Consider the following 26191-nt stretch of genomic DNA (forward strand, 5'->3'; position numbering starts at 1 on the left):
GTCTCGTGCCAAAGACGAAAAAGGCGAAGCAGGGCAAAGCCAAGCCCCCGAAGCAGATCAAGCCCGACCAGCACGACGAGAAGGGTCTGGACTTCGCGCGAGCGTGGGTGGAGTTCCCCGATCCCGCCGACGACGAACAGGTCTTCCGCTGCGATCTGACCTGGCTCACCTCGCGGTGGAGCTGCATCTTCGGCAGCGGCTGCCAGGGCATCCAGGCGGGCCGCGCGGACGACGGCTGCTGCACGCTGGGCGCGCACTTCTCGGACGAGGACGACGAGAAGCGGGTGGCCGGGTTCGTGGACAAGCTGACGCCCGACCTGTGGCAGTTCCACGACGTGGGCACGGACACGGGCTGGGTCGGCGTCGACGAGGACGGCGAACGCCAGACGCGCCGCTGGGAGGGCTCCTGCATCTTCCAGAACCGCCCGGGCTTCAAGGGCGGGGCGGGCTGCTCGCTGCACATCCTCGCCCTGAAGGAGGGGCGCGAGCCGCTGGAGACGAAGCCGGACGTGTGCTGGCAGCTGCCGGTGAGACGTACGTACGACTGGATCGACCGGCCGGACGACACGCGGGTGCTCCAGGTCTCGATCGGCGAGTACGACAGGCGGGGCTGGGGCCCGGGCGGCCACGACCTCCACTGGTGGTGCACATCGGCGACGTCGGCGCACGGGGCGGGGGAGCCGGTGTACGTGACGTACCGCCCGGAGCTGACGGAGCTGATGGGCAAGGCGGCGTACGACGTGCTGGCGGGCTTGTGCGAGGCGAGGCTCGCGTCCCAGCTCCCCCTCTTGGCACCACACCCGGCGGACCCGACGGGAGGGTGAGGCGGGGGTTGCGGGGGGGGCTCGGGGCGGCGGGTCCTGATTCGTACGGGCACGCGGGCCTCTGGGGTCGCCCGGGGGCGGCCGGTCTTGTTTCGTGCGGGCACACGGGCCTCCGGGGTCGCCCGATGCGGCGGGTCTTGTTTCGTGCGGGCGCCCGGGCACGGTCCCCAGGCCGACCGGCCCTGTTTGGTGCGGGCACACGGGCATGCGGGGTCGCCCGGGGCACGGGCACTCCGCAGGTGCGGGCACCTGGGCCTCTGGGGTCGCCCGAGTCGGCCGGTCTTGTTTCGTGCGGGCACACGGGGTCGCCTGGGGAGGCCGGTCCTGTTTGGTGCAGGCGCCTGGGCTCATGGGGTGTCCCAGGGCTCGGGCTCTCCGCAGGTGCGGGCACCTGGGCGTCCGGGGTCCCGCGTGGCAGCCGGTCTTGTTCGGTGCGGGTGGTGCGGTGCCCCTCCGGGCTCGACTCCTCGGGGTCGGCGGCGTACAGGCCCTTGTCCCGCGCACCCCGGTTCTGCCGCCGATCCCCTGCGGGGACGACCCTGCACGGCCCCACATCGAGCACCCCAGCGGACCAAGACCCCGCACCGCTCCAACTGCCGAAGGACACAGGGCCCATGGGCCCGAGGCACCTCGCGGTGTGAGCCGCCGCACCGGGGCGTGGCGCCTCAGGACCCCGCCTCCTCTGCCGAGCCCGGGGCACCCTCGAGCGCGCGAAGCCGCCGCAGCCGGGGATACAGGGGCCGCAGCCCCTCCATGAACCCCGCCGAGGGACTCGGCCGCCATCGCGCCAGCGGCGGGAACCGCCGCAGAGCCCCTACACCTCTCCCTCCGGGGGAAGGCCCCCGCGCCCGCGGCGCAGCGTAGAGGGCGCAGCCCCTCGCTCACCCAAATCCCCGGCCCCCCGGGCCACCCCACCCACCCCCGCGGCGCGAAGCCGCCGCGAATCGGGGTGTGGGGGCTCCGCCCCCACATCAACCTCCCCCCTTGGGGGGCTGGGGGCTCGCCCCCAGTTCAGGGAAGGGGCGGGGTGGGGGAGGAATCAGCCCGCCGCAGACATCGACCGCGGCTGCGACTCCGCCTCAGACGGTGACCCCTCCGACGACGGCTGGTCCGACGGCGACCCCTCCGACGGCGTCGGAGTCGGGCTCGGGTCGGACGGCGTGGGAGACGGCGGAGTCGGCGTAGGCGTTGGTGTCGGCGTAGGGGTCGACGAAGACGGCGGCGGCACAGACGGCCTCGCCCCATACCCGTCGATCTCCACCACCGCTCCCGAAGGATCCACCCCCACCCTCGCCGTCCAGGGCCCTTCCGGCTCCCTGTCGTGGTTCACCGTGATGTAGATCGTGATCGACTCGCCGGGGCGGAGCGTCCCCGAGGGCTGGCTCACGTACAGCCATGGCGCGTCCGTCCAGGTCGACCAGGTCACCGGGGCGCCGCCGGAGGCCGTCAGGGTCAGGCGGGTCGTGTCGCCCGAGGGCTCCGCGGCGACCGTGATGCGGCCCGGTCCGGGCGTGCCCGGGCGGGACGGCGGGGCCGGGGCGCCGGCGCTGATGACCTCGACCGAGACGTCCGGCGCGTGCGGGCCCGCCGTGAACCGGGGGTCCGGCTCCGACCGGGCGTTGCCCGCGTTCGCGTAGTGGTCGTACGGCTCCCCCGCCATCCCGTCGGGCGCGTCCGCCTCGCTCGCCGTGACCGACGCCCCGCCGTGGCCCTCGCCCGTCTGCGGCGCGCCCCGGTACGCCGCCCACAGCGCCAGCACCGGCGCCGCCACGACCGTGGCCACGACCGTCGTCGTCAGCGCGCGGGCCCGCAGCCGGTCCCGACGGGCCGCACGGTCCTTCGGGTCCAGCGGAAAGCCGCCGGGCCCGAACCTCGGCGCGCCCGCGCGGGCGCGGGGGACGTGCAGCATCGCCATGTACGCGGCCGCCCGCGGCGCCTCCACCAGCGGCAGCGCCGCCGGGGTGACCGACGACCCGGGCCAGGGGCCGCCCGCCCCGGCTCGCTCCGCCGCGCGGCGGCAGCGCGGGCAGTCGTCCACATGCCGCACCAGTTCGCGGCGGAGCGCCGCGGAGAGCAGCACCCGGCTGTCGCCGGCGAGCCGGGCGACGGCGGGGCAGTTGCCGGTCTCGACGACCGCGAGCGCCGCGCGCGTGCGCTCCACCTCGCAGGCGGCCGTGGCCAGCAGATCGCGCGCCGCCAGCCCGTCCATGCCGAGGACCGCGGCGACTTCGCGGGTGCCGAGCCCGTGTCGTACGGCCAGTTCGAGCGCCTCGCGCTGTTCGGGGGCCGTGCCGGCGGCCTCCGGCCAGGCCAGCAGGGCCAGTTCGGCGCGCCGCCGCTCGGCGGTCTCCTCGGAGACCCGGGGCCGTTCCTCGGAGACGACCGGACGCCCCGTGTGCGCCCCCTGGCGCGTGCGCCGCTGCGCGCTCAGCCGGCGCAGGCAGGCCCACCGCGCCAGCGCGTACAGCCACGCCTTCCGCTCGGCCTCGCCTGACGGGCAACGCCCGTACTGCCGCTCGGCGATGGCGAGCACGTCGCCGAGCAGCGCGGTCGCCGCGTCGTGGTCGCAGAGCACGGACAGGCAGTACGTGAACAGGCCGTCGAGGTACGGCTCATAGCGCGCGGGCGGCTGCTGCCCGAGCGTACGGGTCGCGCGCCGGTGCGCCCGGTGTGCGCCGGTGGTGTGCGTGGGTGGTTCCACCCTGCTGCTCGTCACGCGGCGACCGTAGGCGCAGGAGCACATCCTGTTCGTACCCCTTGAACACTTTTAATCCTTACGGGTGAACAGTTCGCTCGAAGGGGTACAGGAATGCCGAATTCAGACCGCCCGGGTTCGATGCGCTCCCTGCCCACCCGTGGTCAACAGGCCAGGAGGCGCGGCACGGGCACGCCGGCGACCGCGGTACAGCAGTGAACCACTGGTACGGCAGTACACAGCCGCACACCACTGGTACGGCAGTGCACAGCTACCGCACCTCTACCCGCACCGCCGTCGCACCGCACGACCGCCACCCCCTCGCCGAGTTCCCCGCCGGTACGCGGCCACCGCGTTGTCAGTGGTCGGCGCTACGGTTCTCCGCATGGCTGCCCGTACGAAATCCGCGAAGGACCGGCCGTCCTACCGTTGCACCGAATGCGGCTGGACGACCGCCAAGTGGCTCGGCCGCTGCCCCGAGTGCCAGGCCTGGGGGACGGTCGAGGAGTACGGCGCGCCCGCTGTGCGCACGACCGCCGCCGGCCGGGTCTCCACCGCCGCCCTGCCCATCGGACAGGTCGACGGGCGGCAGGCGACCGCCCGCTCCACCGGCGTGGACGAGCTCGACCGGGTCCTCGGCGGCGGGCTCGTGCCCGGCGCCGTGGTGCTGCTCGCGGGCGAGCCCGGCGTGGGCAAGTCAACCCTGCTGCTCGACGTCGCCGCGAAGGCCGCCAGCGACGAGCACCGCACGCTCTATGTGACGGGCGAGGAGTCCGCGAGCCAGGTCCGGCTCCGCGCGGACCGGATCAAAGCCCTGCACGACCATCTGTATCTCGCCGCCGAGACCGACCTCTCCGCCGTCCTCGGCCACCTGGACGCGGTCAAGCCGTCCCTGCTGATCCTCGACTCCGTGCAGACCGTCGCCTCCCCCGAGATCGACGGCGCGCCCGGCGGGATGGCCCAGGTCCGCGAGGTCGCGGGCGCGCTGATCCGCGCGTCCAAGGAGCGCGGCATGTCCACGCTGCTGGTGGGCCATGTCACCAAGGACGGCGCGATCGCCGGTCCTCGGCTGCTGGAGCACCTGGTGGACGTCGTACTGTCCTTCGAGGGCGACCGGCATGCCCGGCTCCGGCTCGTACGAGGCGTCAAGAACCGCTATGGCGCGACGGACGAGGTCGGCTGCTTCGAGCTGCACGACGAGGGGATCACCGGCCTCGCCGACCCCTCCGGCCTCTTCCTCACCCGGCGCGACGCCCCCGTGCCCGGGACCTGTCTGACGGTCACCCTCGAAGGCCGCCGCCCGCTCGTCGCCGAGGTGCAGGCGCTGACCGTCGACTCGCAGATCCCCTCGCCCCGGCGCACCACCTCCGGCCTGGAGACCTCCCGGGTCTCGATGATGCTGGCCGTGCTGGAGCAGCGCGGCCGGATCACCGCCCTGGGCAAACGGGACATCTATAGCGCGACGGTGGGCGGGGTGAAGCTCTCCGAGCCGGCCGCGGACCTGGCCATCGCGCTGGCGCTGGCCTCGGCGGCCAGCGACACCCCGCTGCCGAAGAACCTGGTCGCGATCGGCGAAGTGGGTCTCGCGGGCGAGGTGAGACGGGTCACAGGCGTCCAGCGCCGGCTGGCCGAGGCGCACCGGCTGGGCTTCACGCACGCCCTGGTGCCGTCCGATCCGGGCAAGGTCCCCGCCGGGATGACGGTCACGGAGGTGGCCGACATGGGGGATGCCCTGAGGGTGCTGCCGCGCGGCCGGCAGAGGGCCTCGGACAGGGGCTCGGAGGCCGCTCCGAGGAAAGAGCGGACGGACGCCCCACGGGACGCGGACACGCGCCGGTAGACTTTGCCCTGGTCTCGCCCATCCGTACGAGCCGGAGGAGTGCAGTGGCAGCCAACGACCGGGCAGCAGCACCCGGAAAGTCCGGCGGAGGCTCCGGCAACGAAGCACTGATCCGCGCCGCCCTGAGCGCGGTCGCGCCGGGCCAGGCCCTGCGCGACGGCCTGGAGCGGATCCTCCGTGGCAACACGGGCGGCCTCATCGTCCTCGGCATGGACAAAACGGTCGAATCGATGTGCACCGGCGGCTTCGTGCTGGACGTGGAGTTCACCGCGACGCGGCTGCGCGAGCTGTGCAAGCTCGACGGCGCGCTCATCCTCGACAAGGACATCACCAAGATCCACCGGGCCGGCGTGCAGCTGGTCCCGGACGCGTCCATCCCCACCGAGGAGACCGGCACCCGCCACCGCACCGCGGACCGGGTCTCCCGGCAGTGCGGCTTCCCGGTCGTCTCCGTCTCCCAGTCGATGCGGCTGATCGCGCTGTACGTGGACGGCGAGCGCCGCGTCCTGGAGGAGTCGGCCGCGATCCTGTCCCGCGCCAACCAGGCGCTGGCGACGCTGGAGCGGTACAAGCTCCGCCTCGACGAGGTCGCGGGCACCCTCTCCGCCCTGGAGATCGAGGACCTGGTGACCGTCCGGGACGTCACGGCCGTGGCGCAGCGCCTGGAGATGGTGCGGCGGATCGCGACCGAGATCGCCGAGTACGTGGTGGAGTTGGGCACCGACGGGCGTCTCCTCTCCCTCCAGCTCGACGAGTTGATCGCGGGCGTGGAGCCGGAGCGCGAGCTCGTCGTCCGCGACTATGTGCCGGAGCCGACCGCGAAGCGCTCCCGCACGGTCGACGAAGCGCTCACCGAGCTGAACGACCTCACCCACGCGGAGCTCCTGGAACTGCCCATAGTGGCAAGGGCGCTGGGCTACAGCGGCTCCCCGGAGACGCTCGACTCGGCGGTCTCGCCTCGCGGCTACCGGCTGCTGGCGAAGGTCCCGCGACTGCCCGGCGCGATCATCGAGCGGCTCGTCGAGCACTTCGGCGGACTGCAGAAGCTGCTCGCGGCGAGCGTCGACGACCTGCAGACGGTGGACGGCGTCGGCGAGGCGCGGGCCCGGAGCGTGCGCGAGGGGCTCTCCCGGCTGGCGGAGTCGTCGATCCTGGAGCGGTACGTCTAGCGGGGACGGGCAGTACGCCGGTACCGACCTGTACGTCCAGCGGCTACTGGCACACAGCCAGCGCCAGCGGTGCCGACCGTGTGTCCAGCGGCGGCCGGTATGACCCGTAGCAGGTGGTATGTCCAGCGACGGGCGGTGCCGTCAGCGCGAGGCCGAGGCGCGGGAGCGGGAACGTCTCCCACGAGGCCCCGAGCCGCCAGGGTCCCCTGGTCGAGGCCCCGAGCCGGCTGGGTTCCCTAGTCCTTCTCCAGGCGGAACGGCGCCGGCAGCACCTTGGCGCCCGGGAAGTCCGCCTCCACGAGGTAGCTGCCCGCCTGGACGGCCCCCGCGGGCGGCGTGGCGCACTGCGAGGCGCTCCGCTTGCGGTCCCACTCCACGGTGTGCGTGATGCTCGTGTTCGCCGGGACCTTCAGCAGCAGGCCGTCGGCCTCGCGCGGGCAGTCCTTGGAGGACCACACCGTCTCGTTCTCGTCGTCGACGACCTTCAGGACGGCCGCCTTGGGGCCGAAGTCCGCCTTGCACGCGGTCGCCGACGAGTTGGTCGCGACCAGCTGGAACGTGGGCTTCTCCCCCGGCCCGTACGAGACTTCGAGGCTGCGCAGCGTCAGCTTCAGCGCGCTCGGGGCGCAGTCGGGGAGGCTGGAGCCGGCCGGGACCTGCTCGCCGCCCGCGCCGCCGTTGGACGCGCCGCCCGCGCCGTTGTCGCCGTTCTTGCCCGAGTCTCCGCCGGAGCCGGCCGAACCGCCGTCTCCGCCGCCGGAGTCGCCGCCGTCCCCGCCGCCGGTCTCGTCCGACTCGTCGCGCCCGCCCGGCTGTTCGCTGATCGCGGGACCGGAGCCGGTGGGGCCGGGAGTGATGGAGGGCGCGGGCGTGGAGCCGTTGGCGCCGTCGTCGTTCTTGTCCCCGCCGCCGCCGTCTCCGCCGGAGCTGACGGCCCAGACGACCAGCAGCGCGAGAAGCGCGACCAACGACGCCGCGACTGCCCTCCGTCGCCAGTAGATGGAGGAGGGGAGCGGCCCGATCGGATTGCGCAGAGATCCCACGGCCCAAACTCTACGAGAGAACGAAGCCAACTCCCCTCCGGGGCGGTAGGAGAGGCGCCCTGACTTTCGTCGGGGGTGGGGGTGGACGATCGCTGCAGGTGACTGTGCCACTGTTACAGGTACCGTCCGTGACCATGGACAGCAGCATCACCCGCGGTCTCTACCGCGACATCCTCGACTTCGCCCACACCACGCCCTCTTGGGTGCAGCATCTCGCCGAGCTCTTCACGGAGGGAGGGCTGCTGGTCTTCGCCGCGCTCTTCGTCGTCGCGTGGTGGAAGGCCCGCGCGGCCGACGTACGAGCGATAGCCCTGGCCGTGCTCGCGCCGCTGGCGACGGCGATCGGGTACGTGGCCAGCGAGTCGTTCAAGTCCGTCGTGGACGAGGAGCGCCCCTGCCGCACGGTGACGGAGGCGGCGGCCTCGCTGGTGCAGTGCCCGCCGACCGGAGACTGGTCGTTCCCCAGCAACCACTCGGCGATCGCGGGCGCCGCGGCGATGGCCCTGGCGCTGGCCTGGCCCCGAATCGCCCTGCTGACCGTGCCGTTGGCGCTGCTGATGGCGTTCTCGCGGGTGTTCGTCGGCGTCCACTACCCGCACGACGTGGCCGCGGGCCTGCTCGTCGGGGCGGCGGTGGCGGCGGCCTCGGTGGCGCTGCTGCTCCGGCCGGTGCGAGCGCTGCTCACAACGATGCGGACGAGCCGTACCGGCGTGGTGCTCTGGTTCGCGGGCCCCGGCCGCGGCTGAGCCGCCGCCCTAGAACCCCCGCCGCGGCTGAGGTGCCCCGCGGCTGAGGCACCCCGGGCTGACCCGCCGCCCCAGCGCCGAGACGGCCGCCCCCGGCACCCCGGCGCCAGGCCTCCGGCCCCGACGCCGACCGCACCCCCGCGCCCCCACCCGACACCCACCCCCACCGAGATCGAGACCGGCGCGTCGGGCCCGCCCCGGCCGACGCGCCGGCGCCAGCCCAGCCCCGTCCCCCCTCCGGGCGCGCACCCCGGCCGACGACGCCGACGCCCACGCCCCACACCCACCCAGCCCACACCGACGCCCACACCGACGCCCGACGCCGTCCCCGGCCGACGCGGGATGCGACGTACTCCCCCTCTGGCATGCCAGGATCGGAGTGCCATGACTGACAACACCACTGAGATCACGACGCACGCCGGCCCCGCCGGCCACGCCGCCGACGTGGCCGTCGCAGAGTCCGCCTCCCTTCACACGCCCGTCATCGCATGGTTCGACCAGCACGCCCGCGATCTGCCCTGGCGGCGGCCTGAGGCCGGGGCCTGGGGCGTGATGGTCAGCGAGTTCATGCTGCAGCAGACGCCCGTCAGCCGGGTGCTCCCGGTCTACGAGCAGTGGATCGCCCGCTGGCCCCGGCCCGCCGACCTCGCCGCCGAGGCGCCCGGCGAGGCGGTGCGCGCCTGGGGCCGCCTCGGCTACCCGCGGCGAGCGCTGCGTCTGCACGGCGCCGCGAAGGCGATAACGGAGCGCCACGGCGGCGACGTGCCGAGCGACCACAGCCAGCTGCTCTCGCTGCCCGGCATCGGCGAGTACACGGCCGCGGCGGTCGCCTCGTTCGCGTACGGACAGCGGCACGCCGTCCTGGACACCAACGTCCGCCGCGTCTTCGCCCGCGCCGCCACCGGGATCCAGTACCCGCCCAACGCCACCACCGCGGCCGAGCGCAAGCTCGCCCGCGCCCTGCTCCCCGACGACGAGTCCACCGCGGCTCGCTGGGCCGCCGCCTCCATGGAGCTCGGCGCGCTCGTGTGCACCGCGAAGAACGAGGACTGCTCGCGCTGCCCGATCGCCTCCCAGTGCGCCTGGCGGCTGGCCGGGAAGCCCGCGCACGAAGGCCCCGTACGCCGTGGTCAGACGTACGCCGGGACGGACCGCCAGGTCCGCGGGAAGCTCCTGGCCGTGCTGCGCGAGGCGACGGCCCCGGTCCCCCAGTCCGCCCTCGACGCCGTCTGGCACGAGCCCGTCCAACGCGCCCGCGCACTGGACGGACTGGTCGCCGACGGACTCGTAGAACCCCTGGAAAACGGTGCGTTCCGGCTCCCTCTCACCTGAGTCGGCACTTTAAACATCCGCTGTTACACAACCGATGGACGGCCGTGCGCCCTCCGACGGCTGCTCCGCACAGTGCCGTGACAACACCTCCGTAACTTCTTGCTCCGACAGGGGAACGAAGGTGCTTTACACGGGGACGGAGGCGGTTGGAATGGCGCACGGCGAGGTGCTCGCATTCGAAGAGTACGTACGCACGCGGCAGGAGGCGCTGCTGCGCAGCGCACGACGTCTCGTCCCCGACCCGATCGACGCGCAGGACCTCCTGCAGACCGCTCTGGTCCGCACGTACGGCCGTTGGGACGGCATAGCCGACAAGTCCCTCGCCGACGCGTACCTCCGCCGCGTGATGATCAATACGCGGACGGAGTGGTGGCGGGCCCGCAAGCTCGAAGAGGTGCCCACCGAGCAGCTCCCCGACGCGAGCGTCGAGGACGGCAGCGAGCAGCGCGCGGACCGCGCCCTGCTGATGGACGTCCTGAAGGTGCTGGCGCCCAAGCAGCGCAGCGTCGTCGTGCTGCGACACTGGGAGCAGATGAGCACTGAGGAGACCGCTGCCGCGCTCGGCATGTCTGCCGGTACCGTGAAGAGCACACTGCACCGCGCGCTCGCCAGGCTCCGCCAGGAGCTGGAGAGCCGGGATCTGGACGCCCGTGCGCTGGAGCGTGCCGATTCCGGAACAGGACGTGATCGTGTGGGTGGGCGGGACGAACGGGGGCGGGAGCGGTGCGCGGCCTAGGAGCCTCATCCTCCGGCAAGAACAAGGGCAGGCTCAGAAAGCGAACCTTGGCGGCGAGCAGTGCGGCGATGGCCGGGCTCGCCGCCGTCGGTCTGTTCACCGTCTCCTGCTCCACCGGCGGCAACGGGGTCCAGGACGAGGGCGCGGCCCTCGCCGACTCCGTGGCCAAGGCCACTCCGTCGCCGGCGCCGTCGGCCGCCGACGAGGCCGCCCAGCCGTTCCAGCCGGTCGACGCCGTGCAGCTCCTCAAGGACGATCCGAAGGTCAGCGACCGGGTCAAGGCCGACCTCGAGCCGTGCACGCCGGACACGTACCCGGTGGACACGTCGTACGGGAACCTCACCGGCGGAGACTCGCCTGACGTCGTCGTCAATGTGCTGACCTGCGGCGACGCGGTCGGCATGGGGACGTACGTGTACCGCGACAGCGGCGGCAAGTTCGAGAACGTCTTCGCCGCCGAGCAGCCCGCGGTGTACTCCGCGATCGACCGGGGCGACCTCGTCGTGACGCGGCAGGTGTACGCGAAGGACGACCCGGTCAGCGAGCCCTCCGGCGAGGAAGTGACCACCTACCGCTGGACGGCCGCGGGGAAGTTCGTCCAGCAGTACTGGGTACGCAACGAATTCAGCACCGCGGTCGGACAGGGCGAGCCGATGCCCGAGGCGACCGCGCCGAACGAGAACTGAGAGAGCAAGCTGGATGGCTGAGACCCATGTCCTGTTCGTCGAGGACGACGACGTCATCCGTGAGGCCACCCAGCTCGCGCTGGAGCGGGACGGCTTCGTGGTCACGGCGATGCCCGACGGGCTGTCAGGTCTGGAGGCGTTCCGCGCCGACCGGCCCGACATCGCACTCCTCGACGTGATGGTGCCCGGACTGGACGGGGTGAGCCTGTGCCGTCGTATCCGGGACGAGTCGACCGTTCCGGTGATCATGCTCTCCGCGCGCGCCGACTCGATCGACGTGGTGCTGGGCCTGGAGGCCGGCGCCGACGACTACGTCACCAAGCCGTTCGACGGCGCGGTGCTCGTCGCGCGCATCCGCGCGGTGCTGCGCCGCTTCGGCCACGCGGGCGGACCGGCGGCCGGCGAGGCGGCCACGGCCGGGCAGCAGGAGCAGGGCGCGCTGTCCTTCGGCGACCTGGAGGTCGACACCGAGGGCATGGAGGTGCGCAAGGCCGGCATGCCGGTGTCGCTGACGCCGACCGAGATGCGGCTGCTGCTGGAGTTCTCGTCCGCGCCCGGCACGGTGCTCTCGCGCGACAAGCTGCTGGAGCGGGTCTGGGACTACGGCTGGGGCGGGGACACCCGCGTCGTGGACGTCCATGTGCAGCGGCTGCGCACCAAGATCGGGCAGGACCGGATCGAGACCGTGCGCGGCTTCGGCTACAAGCTCAAGGCCTGAGCACGGCATGGGTCATGAGGCAGGACATGGTCATGAGGCAGGCAGGGGACGTGAGCCGGGCGGCGGTCGTCAGCCCGACAGGGGACGTGAGCCGGGCAGGGGTCTTGGGGCGGGCGGCGGTCGTCAGCCCGGCAGGGGACGTGAGTCGGGCGGCGGGTCGGGGCGTATCTCAGGGCATGGCATGCGTCACCGACATGGCTGAGGGCACGGCTCAGAACACGACTGAGGGCACGGCCCGGAGCAGGGCCGAGGACACGGCTGCGAGCATGGGCGTCCGCAGACCCCGCACGGAACAGGATCCCGACGCATGAAGCGGCCCGTACTGCGCACCGGTGTCCGCTGGAAGATCAGCATCGCCATCGCGGCCGTCGGCGCGCTCATCGCCATGGCGCTGAGCCTGGTCGTCCACAACGCCGCACGCGTCTCGATGCTCGACAACGCCCGTGACGTGCAGCTGACTCGGGTGAACCTCGCCCAGCGCGTGTACGAGATGTCGAAGAAGGACCCCCGCTTCAACACCAAGGTCAACGACCCCGCCCTGCCCAAGGACCTCCAGAAGCTGATGCGGGAGAAGCGGCGCGGCACGTACGTCGACGAGTCCCACAGCGGACCTCCGATCATCTGGGCCGCCGTGCCGCTGGCCAACGGCGACGTGCTCTCCGCGCGCACCGAGTTCGCCGGCCGCAGCGCGGGCGTGATGAAGGACCTCGACCGGGCGCTGATCATCGGCTCGGTCTCCGTCGTGTTCGGCGGCTGCGCGCTGGGCGTGCTCATCGGCGGCCAGCTCTCGCGCCGGCTGCGCAAGGCCGCCGCCGCGGCCGCCACCGTCGCGGAGGGCAACACGGACGTACGCGTACGGGACGCCATCGGCGGTGTCGTACGCGACGAGACCGACGATCTGGCCCGCGCGGTCGACGCGCTGACCGACGCGCTGAACGAGCGCATCGAGGCGGAGCGGCGCGTCACCGCCGACATCGCGCACGAGCTGCGCACCCCGGTGACCGGGCTGCTCACCGCCGCCGAGCTGCTGCCGCCCGGCCGCCCCACCGAGCTGGTACGGGACCGGGCGCAGGCGATGCGGACCCTGGTCGAGGACGTGCTGGAGGTGGCCAGGCTGGACAGCGCGTCCGAGCGGGCCGAGCTCCAGGAGATCGCGCTCGGCGAGTTCGTCAGCCGCCGGATCGGCGCGCTGAAGTCCGGCGTCGAGGTCCGGGTGGTGCACGAGTCCTGGGTCAGCACCGACCCCCGGCGGCTCGAGCGCATTCTGTTCAACTTGCTGGCCAACGCCGCCAAGTACGGCAAGCCGCCCGTCGAGGTCACGGTCGAGGGCCGGGTGGTGCGGGTGCGCGACCACGGGCCCGGGTTCCCCGAGGAGCTGCTGCGCGAGGGGCCGAGCCGCTTCCGGACCGGGGCCAGCGACCGTGCGGGGACGGGCCACGGCCTGGGTCTGACGATCGCGGCGGGGCAGGCGCGCGTCCTGGGCGCACGGCTGACCTTCCGCAACGCCGCACCGGAGGGCATGTCCGTCCCGCTGGGGATGTCGGGCGGCGCGGTCGCGGTGCTCTGGCTCCCCGAGCACGCGCCGACCAACACCGGCAGCTTCCCGATGATGCCGGTGTCCGACTAGGACGTCTCCACCCCCGTACGACCCCCGAACGCGCCCCGTCCATGCCCCGTACGGCGGGCGGCGCAGAGTGCGGGACGCGGACGCGGTCCGTGCCGGCGGGCCGCGCGGAGGCGGTGCGGTCCACGCTCCGATGCCGGCACGCGGAACTGCCGACGGCCCCCGGTGTGTGTGCACACCGGGGGCCGTCGGCCAGACGAGAGGGGGCCGTGCTCGGGCGGGTCAGACCTTCTCGGCCACCTTGCCGCCGACCTCCCCGACGCCCCCGGCGGGACCGGCGGCGCCGGAGTCTTCGACGTCCCCTGCGGCATCAACGGTGCCGGCGGCATCAACGGCGCCCGACCCCTGCGGTCCGCTCTCCGCGGCAGGCGCGGGGCCCGCCCCCCGCAGCGGCACCTCCTTGACGAAGAACGCCGCGACGAACCCGACCACCGCGACCGCCGCCCCCAGCAGGAAGGCCGCGTGTGTCCCGGACGCCACCGCGAACTCGTACGCCTCCCGGACCGGGTCCGGCAGCTTGGCCAGGCTCGCGGCGTCCAGCTGCGCCGACCCCTCGGTGATCTGGCCGCCGCCGCGCGCCGCCATCTCGTCCTGGACCCGCCCGGTGAAGAGCGCGCCCATGATCGCGACGCCGAAGGAGCTGCCGAGCGTACGGAAGAGGGTGGACGTGGACGACGCGACGCCCATGTCCTTCTGCTCGACGCTGTTCTGCGCGACCAGCATGGTGACCTGCATCAGGGATCCGATGCCCGCGCCCAGCGCCGCCATGTAGAGGCCGGAGGTCAGCCGCGAGGTCTCGGTGTCCATCTGCGCGAGCAGGAACAGGCCCACCGTCATCAGCGCGCCGCCGACGATCGGGAAGATCCGGTACTTGCCGCTGCTGGTGGTGACCCGGCCCGCGACCATCGAGACGACGAGCATCGCGAGCAGCATCGGCAGCAGGAGCAGCCCGGAGTTGGTCGCCGAGGCGCCCTGCACCGACTGCTGGAACAGCGGCAGGAAGAGGACCGCGCCGAACATCACGAACCCGGCCAGGAAGCCGATCACCGACATCAGCGTGAAGTTGCGGCTGCGGAAGATGTGCAGCGGCACCAGCGGCTCGGCCGCCTTGGTCTCGGCGAAGACGAACCCGATGAGGGAGGCGAGACCGATCGCGGTCAGCTCCATGATCACGGCCGAGTCCCAGGCGTACTCGGTGCCGCCCCAGGTGGTGACCAGCACGATCGCGGTGATGCCGACGGTCAGCAGCGCGGCGCCGAGGTAGTCGACGCGTGCCCGCGTCCGCTCCTTCTTCGGCAGGTGGAGCACCGCGGTGACCATGGCGAGCGCGACGGCGCCCAGCGGCAGGTTGATGTAGAAGCTCCAGCGCCAGCCGAGGTGGTCGGTGATGGTTCCGCCGACCAGCGGTCCGCCGATCATGGCGATGGCCATGACGCCGGCCATCATCCCCTGGTACCTGCCGCGCTCCCGCGGCGGCACGAGGTCGCCGATGATCGCCATCACGCCGACCATGAGTCCGCCCGCGCCGAGCCCCTGTACGGCGCGGAAGGCGATCAGCTGTCCCATGTCCTGGGCCATGCCGCTGAGGGCGGAGCCGATCAGGAAGATGACTATGGACGTCAGGAAGATGCCCTTGCGCCCGTACATGTCGCCGAGCTTGCCCCAGATCGGGGTGGAGGCGGCGGTGGCCAGGGTGTACGCGGTGACGACCCAGGACAGGTGCTCGAGGCCGCCCAGCTCGCCGACGATGGTCGGCATCGCGGTGCCGACGATCATGTTGTCGAGCATCGCCAGCAGCATCGCGATCATCAGCGCGAGGACGACGACGCGGACACTGCGGCCCTCGCCCTCCGCGCCCGCGGTCTTGGTCTCCCCCGTGCCGCCCGCTGCCGCCGCGCCGCTCGCGGCGTCCCCTGCGGTCTCGGTCTTCCTCGGCTGTTTCTCGAGCTTCGCCATATCGGCCACCGTCCCCACTCCCCGACACTTACTTGCCGCCCGGCAAGTTGACTACACTGGGGGACGGTAGACCCGTAACTAGCCGGGCGTCAAGTAAGTTTTCCAGGAGAGCCCTATGGCCAGAGGCAACACCCGTCAGCGCATTCAGGACGTCGCCCTGGAACTCTTCGCCGAGCAGGGCTACGAGAAGACCTCGCTGCGCGAGATCGCCGAGCGGCTCGACGTCACCAAGGCCGCGCTGTACTACCACTTCAAGACCAAGGAAGACATCCTGGTCAGCATCTTCGAGGATCTGACCAGGCCGATCGACGAGCTGATCGAGTGGGGGAAGCTCCAGCCGCGCACGCTGGAGACGAAGAGGGAGATTCTGGACCGCTACAGCCAGGCGCTCACCGCCGGCGCCCCGCTCTTCCGCTTCATGCAGGAGAACCAGGCCGCCATGCGCGATCTGAGCGTCGGCTCGACGTTCAAGGACCGGATGCTGGTCATGCTCGACCTGCTCAAGGCGCCCGAGGCCGCCCTGCCCGACCAGGTCCGCTGCGTCAGCGCGCTCTTCACGATGCACGCCGGGATGTACGCGCTCAACGACGTCGAAGGCGACCCGGAGGAGAAGCGCAAGGCCATTCTCGAGGTCGCCGTCGATCTGGTGAATCAGGCCCATCACGGGCCGCGCTGACCGGCCGCTCGGACCGGTCGGCGGGGCTGCCCGGCCGATCGGGCCGGGTCAGCTCTGTCCCTCAGGGGGGCAGTGCGTCAGAGGGTGACGCCGACCGTGCGCAGGAAGGCCGACGGGTTGAGGGCCGAGCCGTAGTTCGGGGTCGTACGGATCTCGAAGTGCAGGTGGGGGCCGGACGAGTTGCCGGTGTTGCCGGACTTGGCGATCAGCTGGCCGGCCTTCACGTTCGAGCCGATGCCGACGTTGATCTTCGACAGGTGCGCGTACTGCGAGAACTTGCCGTTGGCGTGCTTGATCACGACGGCGTTGCCGTACGCGGGACCGTCGCCGCCGCCGTTCGGGCCGGCCTTCACGACGGTGCCGGCGCCGGCGGCCTTGACCGGGGTGCCGACCGGGACGGCGAAGTCCTGGCCGGAGTGCTTGCTGGCCCACATCGCGCCGCCCTGGTTGAAGCTCGCGCTCAGCGTGTACTTGCCGACGGGCTTGACCCAGGACACGGCCTTCTTCGCCTTCTTCGCCTTCTTGGCGGGCGCGGCCTTGGCGGCGGGGGCGGAAACGGCGGCCTCGCCCGCATTGGCGGAGGCGACGCCCGCACCGGCTCCGACGACCATCACGGCGCCGAGGCCGGCGGCGACGACGGCGCCACGGGTACGGAGCGCGGACGGACGGAGTCGGTTGATCAGGACGTGCTTCGACATACGGGAGAACCTCCGGTCATGAACTGACCCGGCACGTTCGCACCGGGCTGACGACACATTGGTAACCCGCGCCCCCAACCCGACTCAAACCCCCCATCTACGACATCACGTCGTAGAAGGGACGGGTGTGACCAGACCTCTTGACGCCCTCCGGCCCCACGGCGGAGGGGCCCCGAAATCGCCTTCGTTTACCCGTTCAGACCGGTTTAACCCCATGTCCTGGACCGGTCGACCCGGAGAACGCCTCACATCGGACGCCTCAAGGGGTCGAGGGGCCGGAAGTCCCGGGCGCCCCCACGCCAGGGGTGTCGGATTTGTACTGATAAGGTCCACTATTGGGGCTAGTAGGCCGAGATACGCCTGTGCGCCTTGTCACCTGGAGGCCCCAGAGCCGTGTGCCGGGGGTCACTCCCCGAGGGCCCGAAAGGGGTCTGAAAGGGGTCCGGAAGAGGCGCCGGCGGGGTCCTCGGCGGAGGTCTGAGAGACGGTTCGCGACACACTCCGCGACCGCAGCGCAACACCCTGTCGACGTCGCAGGCGTTCTTCCCGCGCGCAGGTCCGTCCGGGATCCTCCTGTGCCATGAGCAGACCCGTGATTCGCGTGAACCGCCGGGGCCCCTCTCGTACGCACCACCGCCCCCGCCTCTGGACCTGGCCCGTGATCGTCGGGCTCGTCTGCACGCTCGTCTGGACCGCCTGGAGCCCGCCCGCCGGGGCCGGCCCCTCCGACACCGGGCTGAAAGGAGCGATCGACGAGATCCTCGCCGACCCCCGCCTGAGCGGCGGGTCCGCGAGCGTGGTCGTCGCCGACGCCGCCACCGGCCGGCGGCTCTACCAGCGCGACGGCGCAGACCGCCAGATGCCCGCCTCCAACGCCAAGCTCGCCACCTCCGCCGCCGCCATGGCGCTGCTCGGCCCCGACTACCGCTTCCGCACCGACGTCCTGTCCCCCGGCCGCCGCCACGGCTCGACCCTCCACGGCGACCTCTATCTGCGGGGCGGCGGCGACCCCACCGCCCTCGCCGAGGACTACGACCGGCTCGCCGCCGACCTCGCCGCGACCGGCGTCCGCCGGGTCACCGGCCGCCTGATCGCCGACGACACCCGCTTCGACGCGCAGCGCCTGGGCCGCTCCTGGGCCGCCGACGACGAGTCCGCGTACTACTCGGCGCAGATCTCGCCCCTCACCCTCGCGCCGGACAGGGACTACGACTCCGGCACGGTGATCGTCGAGGCGCTGCCCGGCGACGCGCCCGGCGACAAGCCGCGTGTGAAGATCACCCCGACGACCGACTACGTACGCCTGGACATCCGCGGCAGAACCGTTCCCGCAGGCCAGAGCGACACCCTCGGCATCGAGAGGCAGCACGGCTCCCACACGATCGCCGTCAGCGGGGACATCCCGGTCGGGGCCGGCGCGACCAAGGAGTGGATCGCCCTCTGGGAGCCGACCGGCTACGCCGCCGCGGTCTTCGCCGACGCCCTCGCCGCCCACGGCGTGCGCATCGCGGGCAGCCCCCGCCTGGGCCGCCCCACACCGCCCGGCGCCGCGGTCCTCGCCTCGCACAGCTCCATGCCGCTCAAGGAGCTGATGCACCCCTTCATGAAGCTGTCCAACAACATGCACGCGGAGACGCTCGTCAAGACGATCGGCTACGAGACCTCAGGCCGCGGCGACTGGCGCACCGGGCTGGCCGCCATAGAGGGCTATCTGAAGCAGGAGGGCGTCTCGACGTCCGTCCTGCGCCAGGTGGACGGCTCGGGACTGTCCCGGATGAACCTCTTCCCGGCCGAGCAGCTCGCCGCGCTGCTGCTGGCGGTGCGGGACGCCCCCTGGTACGACGCGTGGCACGCGTCCCTGCCCGTGGCCTGCCACCCCGACCGCGCCGTCGGCGGCACCCTCCGCAGCCGGATGTGCTCCACTCCCGCGGCCCTCAACGCCCGCGCCAAGACGGGCTCCCTGACCGGGGCTTCGGCCCTGAGCGGGTACGTCACCGACGCGGGCGGGCGCGAACTCGTCTACAGCGTCGTCCTGAACGATTACCTCGCGTCCTCGGTGAAGAGCATCGAGGACGCGATCGTGATCACGCTCGCCTCCTCCAGGACGGGCGAGGGCGAGATCACCGCCGTACCGCCGCCCGGCAAGGCGACCGGCGCCCTGACCGGCGACCTCGAGTGCTCCTGGCAGAAGCCGAAGCTCTGCTGACCGCCCGCTCGCCCGCCGCTCGGCGCCTCGACTGCCCCGGATCGATGGAAAGTCACGGTCCGGGGCAGTGCCGTGACTCTAAGCTCGGAGCTTGTGGGCTTTCTGAACCGGGTCGCGCCCGGGAACATCGTGGCCGTACTCGCCAAGCAGCAGGGCAGCGGCGTCCTCATCGGGCCCAACGTGGTGCTGACCTGCGCGCACATCCTCGGCGCCCCCGGCATGGTGCGCATCGCGATACCGCGGTCCAAGGCGCAGACGTTCCTCCAGGTGGCCTGGTCGGACCCGGAGCTCGACGTGGCGTTCCTCTACACCCCGGGCGGACCGAAGTCGTCCATACTCGCCTCCTATCCGCAGCTGAGCATCGCCGACCCGGCGTCCTCGATCAACGGCTGCTCGATCATCGGCTACCCCACGAGCAGACTCGAGGCCCAGCAGTACGCCGGAGCCGTACGCCCCGGAGGCGGACTCCTGCGGCACAGCCTGCTGTTCGAGTTCGACGAGCCGCCCACCGGCGAGCTGTCCGGTCTGGCCGGTGCCCCGGTCGTCAAGGGCAAGGAGGTGCTGGGCATCGTCCGCACGATCCGCCAGTCCTGGGGCCGGCTGCGGGTGGAGTGCATACCCCTGAAGTCGATCGTCACCCAGGAGGGCTTCCTGGACTGGTACAACCAGATGGCCGCGGCCGCGCAGCGCCCGCAGATGCCGACGCTGGACTACCCCCAGGACCCGAAGTTCGAGGACGAGTACGCGAAGGCCCTCGGCGCCGCCTACCGCAAGACCAAGATCTTCGGGCTCGACGAGCTGGACCGGCTCGAGTCCGAATGGGACCTGGAGACGGCCTACTTGAGCCTGGAGGCGCAGCCGAAGGAGACGGCGCCCGCCGAGGAGTCCGCGCCGGACTCGCGCCCCCTGCACGACAACGCGCCCGCGCGCGTCGAGGCTCTGCTGCGCTCGCGTCCGCGCGTCCTGCTGCGGGGCGACGCCGGCGCCGGGAAGACCACCCTGGTGTGGCGCCTCGCCGCCCAGGCCGCGGCGGGCACGCTCAGCCCGCAGCTCACCGAGCTCAACGGCATGGTGCCGTTCGTCGTCCCGCTGCGCACCCTGCGCTCCCGGGGTCTGGCCTTCCCAGCCCCCGCCCAGCTCCCCACCGTCGCCCGGCTCGTGGTCGACGAGGCGCCGCTGGGCTGGGCCGAGCGGGTGCTGGAGGCCGGGCGGGCGCTGCTGCTCGTCGACGGTCTGGACGAGGTGCCGCAGGACGACCGCGACGAGGCCCACCGCTGGCTCTCCGAGCTGCTGGAGCGCTACCCGGAGACCCGGTGCCTGGCGACCGTGCGCCCTCTCGCGGTGGCCCCGGACTGGCTGAAGTCCGCCGGCTTCGAGGAGCTGCGGCTGCTGCCGATGCGGGACGAGGACATCCAGGAGTTCACGGCCGCCTGGCACCGGGCGGCCCAGCTGAGCGACGACGACCAGGAGGGCCTGCCCGACCTGGAGCGGGACCTGGCCCAGCAGTTCGGCCAGAACGGCGCGCTGCGCGACCTCGCCCGCACCCCGCTGCTGTGCGCCGTGATCTGCGCCCTGCACCGCCAGCGCCAGGGCTTTCTGCCCGAGACCCGCTGGATGCTCTACCAGTCGGCGCTGGCGATGCTCCTCGGCAACCGCGACAAGCAGCGTCGGATCGCCATGCCCGAGGGCATCGACATGAGCGTCGAGGAGCACCAGCAGCTGCTCCAGCGGATCGCGGTGTGGCTGGTGCGGGGCGGCCAGTCGGAGTTCTCGCGCGAGCAGGCCGGACGCCAACTGGCGGCGGCGCTGGCGGGGATGGAGCGGGTACGGCTCCAGGGCTCCGCGGACGCCATCTTGACCCATCTGCTCAACCGCAGCGGCCTCCTCCAGGAACGCGCCGACGACGTCTACCAGTTCATCCACCGCACCTTCCAGGACTTCCTGGCGGCGAAGGAGTTCGTGGAGGACGACCATGTCAGCGAGCTGGTGCTGCACGCCGACGAGGAGACCTGGCAGGACGTGGTCCTGCTGGCGGCGGGCCACTGCAGCCGCCGCGAGGTGGCGCACCTGGTCAACGGCCTGCTGGACGCGGAGGATCCCGATCTGTCGGTGCTGGCGGCCCTGTGCGCGCAGCACGCGGCCTGGCTCGACGGGAAGACGGCCGAGCGGATCAGAGAGCGCGTCACCGCCACGATCCCGCCGAAGAACTACGCGTGGGCGATCCAGCTGTCCCGGCTCGGCGCCTGGGTCCTGCCCCTTCTCCCCGAGCCGGAGGGGCTCAGCTCGGCGGAGCTCTTCAACTCGGCCGCCTTGATCGGCATGATCGGCGGCTCGGCCGCGATCCCCCACGCCCACGCCGTCGCCCTCCACGCAGGGAGCGCCGCGACGAACTGCCTCGCCTCCGACTGGCCCCAGTACGACGCCGAGCAGTACGCCGTGGAGGTCCTCGCCCACCTCGATTTCAGGGACGGGATCCTCCATGTGAACACGCGCGAGCAACTGGCCCAGGTGCACCGGCTGTCGCCGATCGGATGTCTGATCGTCGACGGCGACTTCGCCTCCGCCGAGCTCTCCGAGCGGCTCCGGGCCGTATCGGTCGGGGCGCTGCGGATCCGCAACAACACCGCGCTGACCGACCTCGACTTCCTGACCGCGCACGCCGAGAGCCTCAACGACCTGACCGTCGACCGCTACCCCCGGCTCGATGAGCTGCTGACACATGTCCGACGCATGCCGATGCTCACAAGCCTGCACCTGAGCGTGCGGTCCTGCGGCGAGCTGGCGGAACAGGCGCAGGCGCCCGGCCTCGTCGAGCTCACTCTCGCCGTGGACGACTGGAGCGGCGCCCTCGACGCCGTTCCGCACGTCTTCCCCCACCTGGCCGACCTCGCCCTGTCCCTGGCGCCCGGCTGCCCGCCAGACGTCCTGGATCTGACCCCGCTCCGGCGGCTGCCGGGCCTGACGATCGACGTGCGGGGCCTGGACAGGGACATCACCATGGTCGTCGGGCACGAGCTCTTCGGCGACCGGCTCAGCTACAGCGTGTACGTCTGACGGGCAAGGCCTGCGAGGGGCCGCGAACAGCGGAGAAGGGGCTGCCCCGGATCCGTACGACGCGTACGGACCGGGGCAGCCCCTTCTACCGGCTCTTCAGCCCTCCGGACGCTCAGGCGTCCTTCGACAGGTTCGGACCGGCGCCGCCGGCCGCCTGCTCGATCGGCGGGACGTCGGGCAGAGCCGACTTCTCCTCGCCGCGGAAGGTGAACTTCTTCTCTTCGCCCTCGCCCTCGGTGTCCACGACCACGATGTGACCGGGGCGCAGCTCGCCGAAGAGGATCTTCTCCGACAGGATGTCCTCGATCTCGCGCTGGATGGTCCGGCGCAGCGGCCGGGCGCCCAGCACGGGGTCGTAGCCCTTCTTGGCGAGGAGCGACTTGGCCGTGGGGCTGAGCTCGATGCCCATGTCACGGTCCTTGAGGCGCTCGTCCACCTTGGCGATCATGAGGTCGACGATCTGGATGATGTCTTCCTCGGTGAGCTGGTGGAAGACCACCGTGTCGTCGACACGGTTGAGGAACTCAGGCCGGAAGTGCTGCTTCAGCTCTTCGTTGACCTTGATCTTCATCCGCTCGTAGTTCGTCTTGACGTCGCCCTGGGCGGCGAAGCCCAGGTTGAAGCCCTTGGAGATGTCCCGGGTCCCGAGGTTGGTCGTCATGATGATGACCGTGTTCTTGAAGTCGACGACGCGGCCCTGGGAGTCGGTCAGCCGACCGTCCTCAAGGATCTGCAGAAGCGAATTGAAGATATCGGGGTGGGCCTTCTCGACCTCGTCGAACAGGACGACGGAGAACGGCTTCCGGCGCACCTTCTCGGTGAGCTGGCCGCCCTCTTCGTAACCCACGTATCCGGGCGGGGAGCCGAAGAGACGGGAAACCGTGTGCTTCTCGCTGAACTCCGACATGTCGAGGGAGATCAGCGCGTCCTCGTCGCCGAAGAGGAATTCGGCGAGCGTCTTGGAGAGCTCGGTCTTACCGACGCCGGACGGGCCGGCGAAGATGAACGAGCCGCCGGGGCGCTTCGGGTCCTTCAGACCGGCTCGCGTACGGCGGATCGCCTGCGAGAGGGCCTTGATGGCGTCCTTCTGCCCGATGACGCGCTTGTGGAGCTCGTCCTCCATGCGCAGCAGCCGGGAGGACTCCTCCTCGGTCAGCTTGAAGACCGGAATTCCGGTGGCCGTGGCGAGGACCTCGGCGATCAGCTCGCCGTCGACCTCGGCGACGACGTCCATGTCGCCGGCCTTCCACTCCTTCTCCCGCTTGGTCTTCGCCGCCAGCAGCTGCTTCTCCTTGTCGCGGAGAGACGCCGCCTTCTCGAAGTCCTGGGAGTCGATCGCGGACTCCTTGTCCCGGCGCACGCCGGCGATCTTCTCGTCGAACTCGCGGAGGTCCGGCGGCGCGGTCATCCGGCGGATGCGCATCCGGGAGCCGGCCTCGTCGATCAGGTCGATCGCCTTGTCCGGCAGGAAGCGGTCCGAGATGTACCTGTCCGCCAGGGTCGCGGCCTGGACGAGGGCCTCGTCCGTGATGGAGACCCTGTGGTGGGCCTCGTACCGGTCGCGCAGACCCTTGAGGATCTCGATGGTGTGCGGCAGCGACGGCTCCGCGACCTGGATGGGCTGGAAGCGGCGCTCGAGGGCCGCGTCCTTCTCCAGGTGCTTGCGGTACTCGTCCAGCGTCGTGGCGCCGATGGTCTGCAGCTCGCCACGGGCCAGCATCGGCTTCAGGATGCTCGCGGCGTCGATCGCGCCCTCGGCGGCGCCCGCACCCACGAGGGTGTGGAGCTCGTCGATGAACAGGATGATGTCGCCGCGGGTGCGGATCTCCTTGAGGACCTTCTTCAGGCGCTCCTCGAAGTCACCGCGGTACCGGGAGCCGGCGACGAGCGCGCCGAGGTCCAGGGTGTAGAGGTGCTTGTCCTTGAGGGTCTCGGGCACCTCGCCCTTGACGATGGCCTGCGCCAGGCCCTCGACGACCGCCGTCTTGCCGACGCCGGGCTCGCCGATGAGCACGGGGTTGTTCTTCGTACGGCGGGACAGCACCTGCATGACCCGCTCGATCTCCTTCTCGCGCCCGATGACCGGGTCGAGCTTGGACTCACGAGCGGCCTGGGTGAGGTTCCGGCCGAACTGGTCCAGGACGAGCGAGGTCGAGGGCGTGCCCTCGGCCGGGCCGCCTGCCGTGGCGGCTTCCTTGCCCTGGTATCCGGAGAGCAGCTGGATGACCTGCTGCCGCACCCGGTTGAGATCGGCGCCCAGCTTCACGAGGACCTGTGCGGCGACGCCCTCGCCCTCGCGGATCAGGCCGAGCAGGATGTGCTCGGTGCCGATGTAGTTGTGGCCCAGCTGAAGAGCCTCGCGGAGCGACAGCTCCAGGACCTTCTTGGCACGGGGCGTGAAGGGGATGTGCCCGGACGGAGCCTGCTGGCCCTGCCCGATGATCTCCTCCACCTGCTGGCGGACCGCCTCGAGCGAAATCCCGAGGCTCTCCAGGGCCTTAGCGGCGACACCCTCACCCTCGTGGATAAGGCCCAGGAGGATGTGCTCGGTGCCGATGTAGTTGTGGTTGAGCATCCGGGCTTCTTCCTGAGCCAGGACGACAACCCGCCGCGCGCGGTCGGTGAACCTCTCGAACATCGTTAATCGCTCCTCAGAGCGGTCAGGCAGTAAGGGGTCGGTCCCCTCCCTGTCCTTCCGCAGCTTAGTCCCGCAAGCGGGGACCGCTCATTCCAACTGCCGACACCCGTCTGTGGCCTCCTGACCCCGAACGCCGACAATTGCTCCAACCCGATGGTGCGAGACGATGTTCCCGCAGGCCAGGCAGATACCCATGCCTCCGCTACGCCGATGGCGAACGTGAGACGGCCTGAGGAGCGTGTCGCCCCTCCCCACTAGGAATGTCTTACCCGTAAGGACTGACACTCCATGCGGCGCGCACCGGTTCCCTCAGCTATGGGCGAACAACTTTGCGCCCTCGAATGCTCCCGTACGCTCTCAACTCGGGCACTGTCCGCAGTCGAGTCCGCACACTGCGTAACTATCGGGTCCGCGGACTAGTTCCCGGGGTATGGCCTTCACCGTCCCGCTCCCCCGCGCGCCGCTCGAGGGCGGCGCCGCGCCGTGGGCGCAGTGGTACGAGGACGAGCTCGGCTGGGCCGCCGCGCCCGGATCTCCCGTGCGGCTGCTCACCGGTCTCCGCTTCGACGTGCTGGAGCTGCCCGTGGACGCAGGCGTCGCTGTGCTGCGCCGAATGGACCTGCCCGGCCCTGTGGCGCTGTCGGGGCGGAGAATGCGGCTCCTGGTGGCCGCGGGGAGCGCTGACGAGCTGCCTGGGCTGCTCGACTGGCTTCAGTGGGGCGGCGTCGCCCTGGACCTGACCGCGGTCGGCTCCGGCGGACGGATGACCGCCCCGCCCCCGCCCGGCTGGTCCGGCCTGCCGGAGGGGCCTGGCGAGCCCGTGGAGCCCTGGGAGTGCTCGGCGACCGACGGAGCCGGCCGGTCCGCGTGCCGCGACCGGTCCGGACACTCTGACTCCCGGGGGGCCGCCGTATGGCTGCGGCCCCCCGCGCCGGGGCGCGAGGTGGAGCCGACGCTGCCGGCTCTGGCCCCGTTCGGGCACAGCTCCGGATTCGACGGCAACCCCGATCTCGTACGGCTTGTGGACACGGCGGCGACGGCGTGCCACCGAGTCCGGCTGCTGCGTACGAATTCGCCTCGTGCGAAGAGTCAGCCGTTGGCCTTCTCGTAGGCCTCGCGCACCGTGGCGGGGACGCGGCCGCGGTCGTTGACCTCGAAGCCGTTCTCCTTGGCCCACGCGCGGATCTTCGCGGTGTCGGCGCTGCCGCCGGCGGCCACACGGGCCTTGCCGCGGCTGGCGGAGCTGCGGCCGCCGGTGCGACGGCCGGCCTTCACGAAGTCCGCGAGCGAGGCCCGGAGCTTCTCCGCATTGGCGGCGGTGAGGTCGATCTCGTACGTCTTGCCGTCCAGAGCGAACGTCACCGTCTCGTCCGCCTCGCCACCGACGAGGTCGTCGACAAGAAGGACCTGAACCTTCTGTGCCACCGGATTTCCTTTCATCGAAAATGCAGTACGCGGAAAGGAAACCGCTTTTCACTGGAAAACACAAACCCTTGACAGAGGTTCAGAACCTCAAGAACGCGGGAAACGTGCGCGATTCGGACATAGGG

General features: G+C 71.6%; 19 protein-coding genes. 13 read left to right on the top strand and 6 right to left on the bottom strand.

Features of this window, described 5'->3' with window-relative positions:
- The first annotated feature begins 56 nt into the window (after nt 1-56).
- The gene (locus AB0M39_RS21345; protein ID WP_365366668.1) at nt 57-824 is read left to right on the top strand and encodes a hypothetical protein; all 768 of its coding nucleotides are present in this window, start codon (nt 57-59) and stop codon (nt 822-824) included.
- Nucleotides 825-1863: 1039 nt separating this feature from the next.
- On the opposite strand, the gene AB0M39_RS21350 is transcribed toward AB0M39_RS21345, so the two are convergent.
- Nucleotides 1864-3567, bottom strand: coding sequence for a hypothetical protein (locus AB0M39_RS21350; protein ID WP_365366584.1), 1704 nt, complete (start codon nt 3565-3567; stop codon nt 1864-1866).
- Between the two features lie 337 nt (nt 3568-3904).
- Here AB0M39_RS21350 and radA point away from each other — a divergent pair, with 337 nt between their 5' ends.
- Both radA and disA read left to right on the top strand, forming a co-directional pair.
- Nucleotides 3905-5359 (top strand): DNA repair protein RadA, encoded by a 1455-nt coding sequence (radA, locus tag AB0M39_RS21355; protein ID WP_365366586.1) that lies wholly within the window; start codon nt 3905-3907, stop codon nt 5357-5359.
- 44 nt (nt 5360-5403) lie between these two features.
- Nucleotides 5404-6528 (top strand): DNA integrity scanning diadenylate cyclase DisA, encoded by a 1125-nt coding sequence (gene disA, locus AB0M39_RS21360; protein WP_365366588.1) that lies wholly within the window; start codon nt 5404-5406, stop codon nt 6526-6528.
- Nucleotides 6529-6764: 236 nt separating this feature from the next.
- Here disA and AB0M39_RS21365 read toward each other — a convergent pair whose 3' ends face one another.
- A complete protein-coding gene (locus AB0M39_RS21365) occupies nt 6765-7571 on the bottom strand; it encodes a hypothetical protein (RefSeq protein WP_365366590.1) in 807 nt (268 codons plus the stop codon).
- A gap of 134 nt (nt 7572-7705) precedes the next feature.
- Here AB0M39_RS21365 and AB0M39_RS21370 point away from each other — a divergent pair, with 134 nt between their 5' ends.
- From AB0M39_RS21370 to cseC, 6 genes are all read left to right on the top strand, one after another.
- On the top strand, nt 7706-8317 hold the full coding sequence (locus AB0M39_RS21370; RefSeq protein ID WP_365366593.1) for a phosphatase PAP2 family protein: 612 nt from the start codon (nt 7706-7708) through the stop codon (nt 8315-8317).
- Nucleotides 8318-8701: 384 nt separating this feature from the next.
- The gene (locus AB0M39_RS21375) at nt 8702-9649 is read left to right on the top strand and encodes an A/G-specific adenine glycosylase (RefSeq protein ID WP_365366595.1); all 948 of its coding nucleotides are present in this window, start codon (nt 8702-8704) and stop codon (nt 9647-9649) included.
- A gap of 151 nt (nt 9650-9800) precedes the next feature.
- Nucleotides 9801-10385: a SigE family RNA polymerase sigma factor gene (locus AB0M39_RS21380; RefSeq protein ID WP_365366597.1), complete on the top strand. Its 585-nt coding sequence runs from the start codon at nt 9801-9803 to the stop codon at nt 10383-10385.
- A gap of 68 nt (nt 10386-10453) precedes the next feature.
- Nucleotides 10454-11071, top strand: a complete 618-nt coding sequence (locus AB0M39_RS21385; RefSeq protein WP_365366670.1) for a hypothetical protein — start codon at nt 10454-10456, stop codon at nt 11069-11071.
- 13 nt (nt 11072-11084) lie between these two features.
- The gene (cseB, locus tag AB0M39_RS21390; RefSeq protein ID WP_365366599.1) at nt 11085-11789 is read left to right on the top strand and encodes a two-component system response regulator CseB; all 705 of its coding nucleotides are present in this window, start codon (nt 11085-11087) and stop codon (nt 11787-11789) included.
- Nucleotides 11790-12096: 307 nt separating this feature from the next.
- A complete protein-coding gene (cseC, locus tag AB0M39_RS21395; protein WP_365366601.1) occupies nt 12097-13416 on the top strand; it encodes a two-component system sensor histidine kinase CseC in 1320 nt (439 codons plus the stop codon).
- A 219-nt stretch (nt 13417-13635) separates the two neighbouring features.
- Here the strand turns inward: cseC and AB0M39_RS21400 are convergent, their stop codons facing one another.
- Complete coding sequence (locus AB0M39_RS21400) at nt 13636-15369, bottom strand: MDR family MFS transporter (RefSeq protein WP_365366603.1); 1734 nt, start codon at nt 15367-15369, stop codon at nt 13636-13638.
- Nucleotides 15370-15484: 115 nt separating this feature from the next.
- Here AB0M39_RS21400 and AB0M39_RS21405 point away from each other — a divergent pair, with 115 nt between their 5' ends.
- Entirely contained in the window at nt 15485-16045 is a 561-nt protein-coding gene (locus AB0M39_RS21405) for a helix-turn-helix domain-containing protein (protein WP_365366605.1), read from the top strand.
- A gap of 77 nt (nt 16046-16122) precedes the next feature.
- On the opposite strand, the gene AB0M39_RS21410 is transcribed toward AB0M39_RS21405, so the two are convergent.
- The gene (locus AB0M39_RS21410) at nt 16123-16743 is read right to left on the bottom strand and encodes a M23 family metallopeptidase (RefSeq protein WP_365366607.1); all 621 of its coding nucleotides are present in this window, start codon (nt 16741-16743) and stop codon (nt 16123-16125) included.
- Between the two features lie 580 nt (nt 16744-17323).
- On the opposite strand from AB0M39_RS21410, the gene dacB reads away from it, so the two are divergent.
- Together dacB and AB0M39_RS21420 are read left to right on the top strand one after the other, a co-directional pair.
- Complete coding sequence (gene dacB / locus AB0M39_RS21415; protein WP_365366609.1) at nt 17324-18949, top strand: D-alanyl-D-alanine carboxypeptidase/D-alanyl-D-alanine-endopeptidase; 1626 nt, start codon at nt 17324-17326, stop codon at nt 18947-18949.
- Nucleotides 18950-19042: 93 nt separating this feature from the next.
- Nucleotides 19043-22003, top strand: a complete 2961-nt coding sequence (locus AB0M39_RS21420) for an NACHT domain-containing protein (protein WP_365366611.1) — start codon at nt 19043-19045, stop codon at nt 22001-22003.
- Between the two features lie 112 nt (nt 22004-22115).
- Here the strand turns inward: AB0M39_RS21420 and AB0M39_RS21425 are convergent, their stop codons facing one another.
- Nucleotides 22116-24641: an ATP-dependent Clp protease ATP-binding subunit gene (locus AB0M39_RS21425; protein ID WP_365366613.1), complete on the bottom strand. Its 2526-nt coding sequence runs from the start codon at nt 24639-24641 to the stop codon at nt 22116-22118.
- A gap of 430 nt (nt 24642-25071) precedes the next feature.
- Between AB0M39_RS21425 and AB0M39_RS21430 the strand changes: the two genes are divergently transcribed.
- Entirely contained in the window at nt 25072-25752 is a 681-nt protein-coding gene (locus AB0M39_RS21430) for an SCO3374 family protein (protein WP_365366615.1), read from the top strand.
- Here AB0M39_RS21430 and AB0M39_RS21435 read toward each other — a convergent pair.
- Nucleotides 25731-26066 (bottom strand): Lsr2 family protein, encoded by a 336-nt coding sequence (locus AB0M39_RS21435; RefSeq protein WP_365366618.1) that lies wholly within the window; start codon nt 26064-26066, stop codon nt 25731-25733. The two genes, AB0M39_RS21430 and AB0M39_RS21435, sit on opposite strands and share 22 nt — an antisense overlap.
- Between the last annotated feature and the right edge of the window lie 125 nt (nt 26067-26191).

The organism is Streptomyces sp. NPDC051907 (assembly GCF_040681075.1).
Taxonomy (GTDB): Bacteria; Actinomycetota; Actinomycetes; order Streptomycetales; family Streptomycetaceae; genus Streptomyces.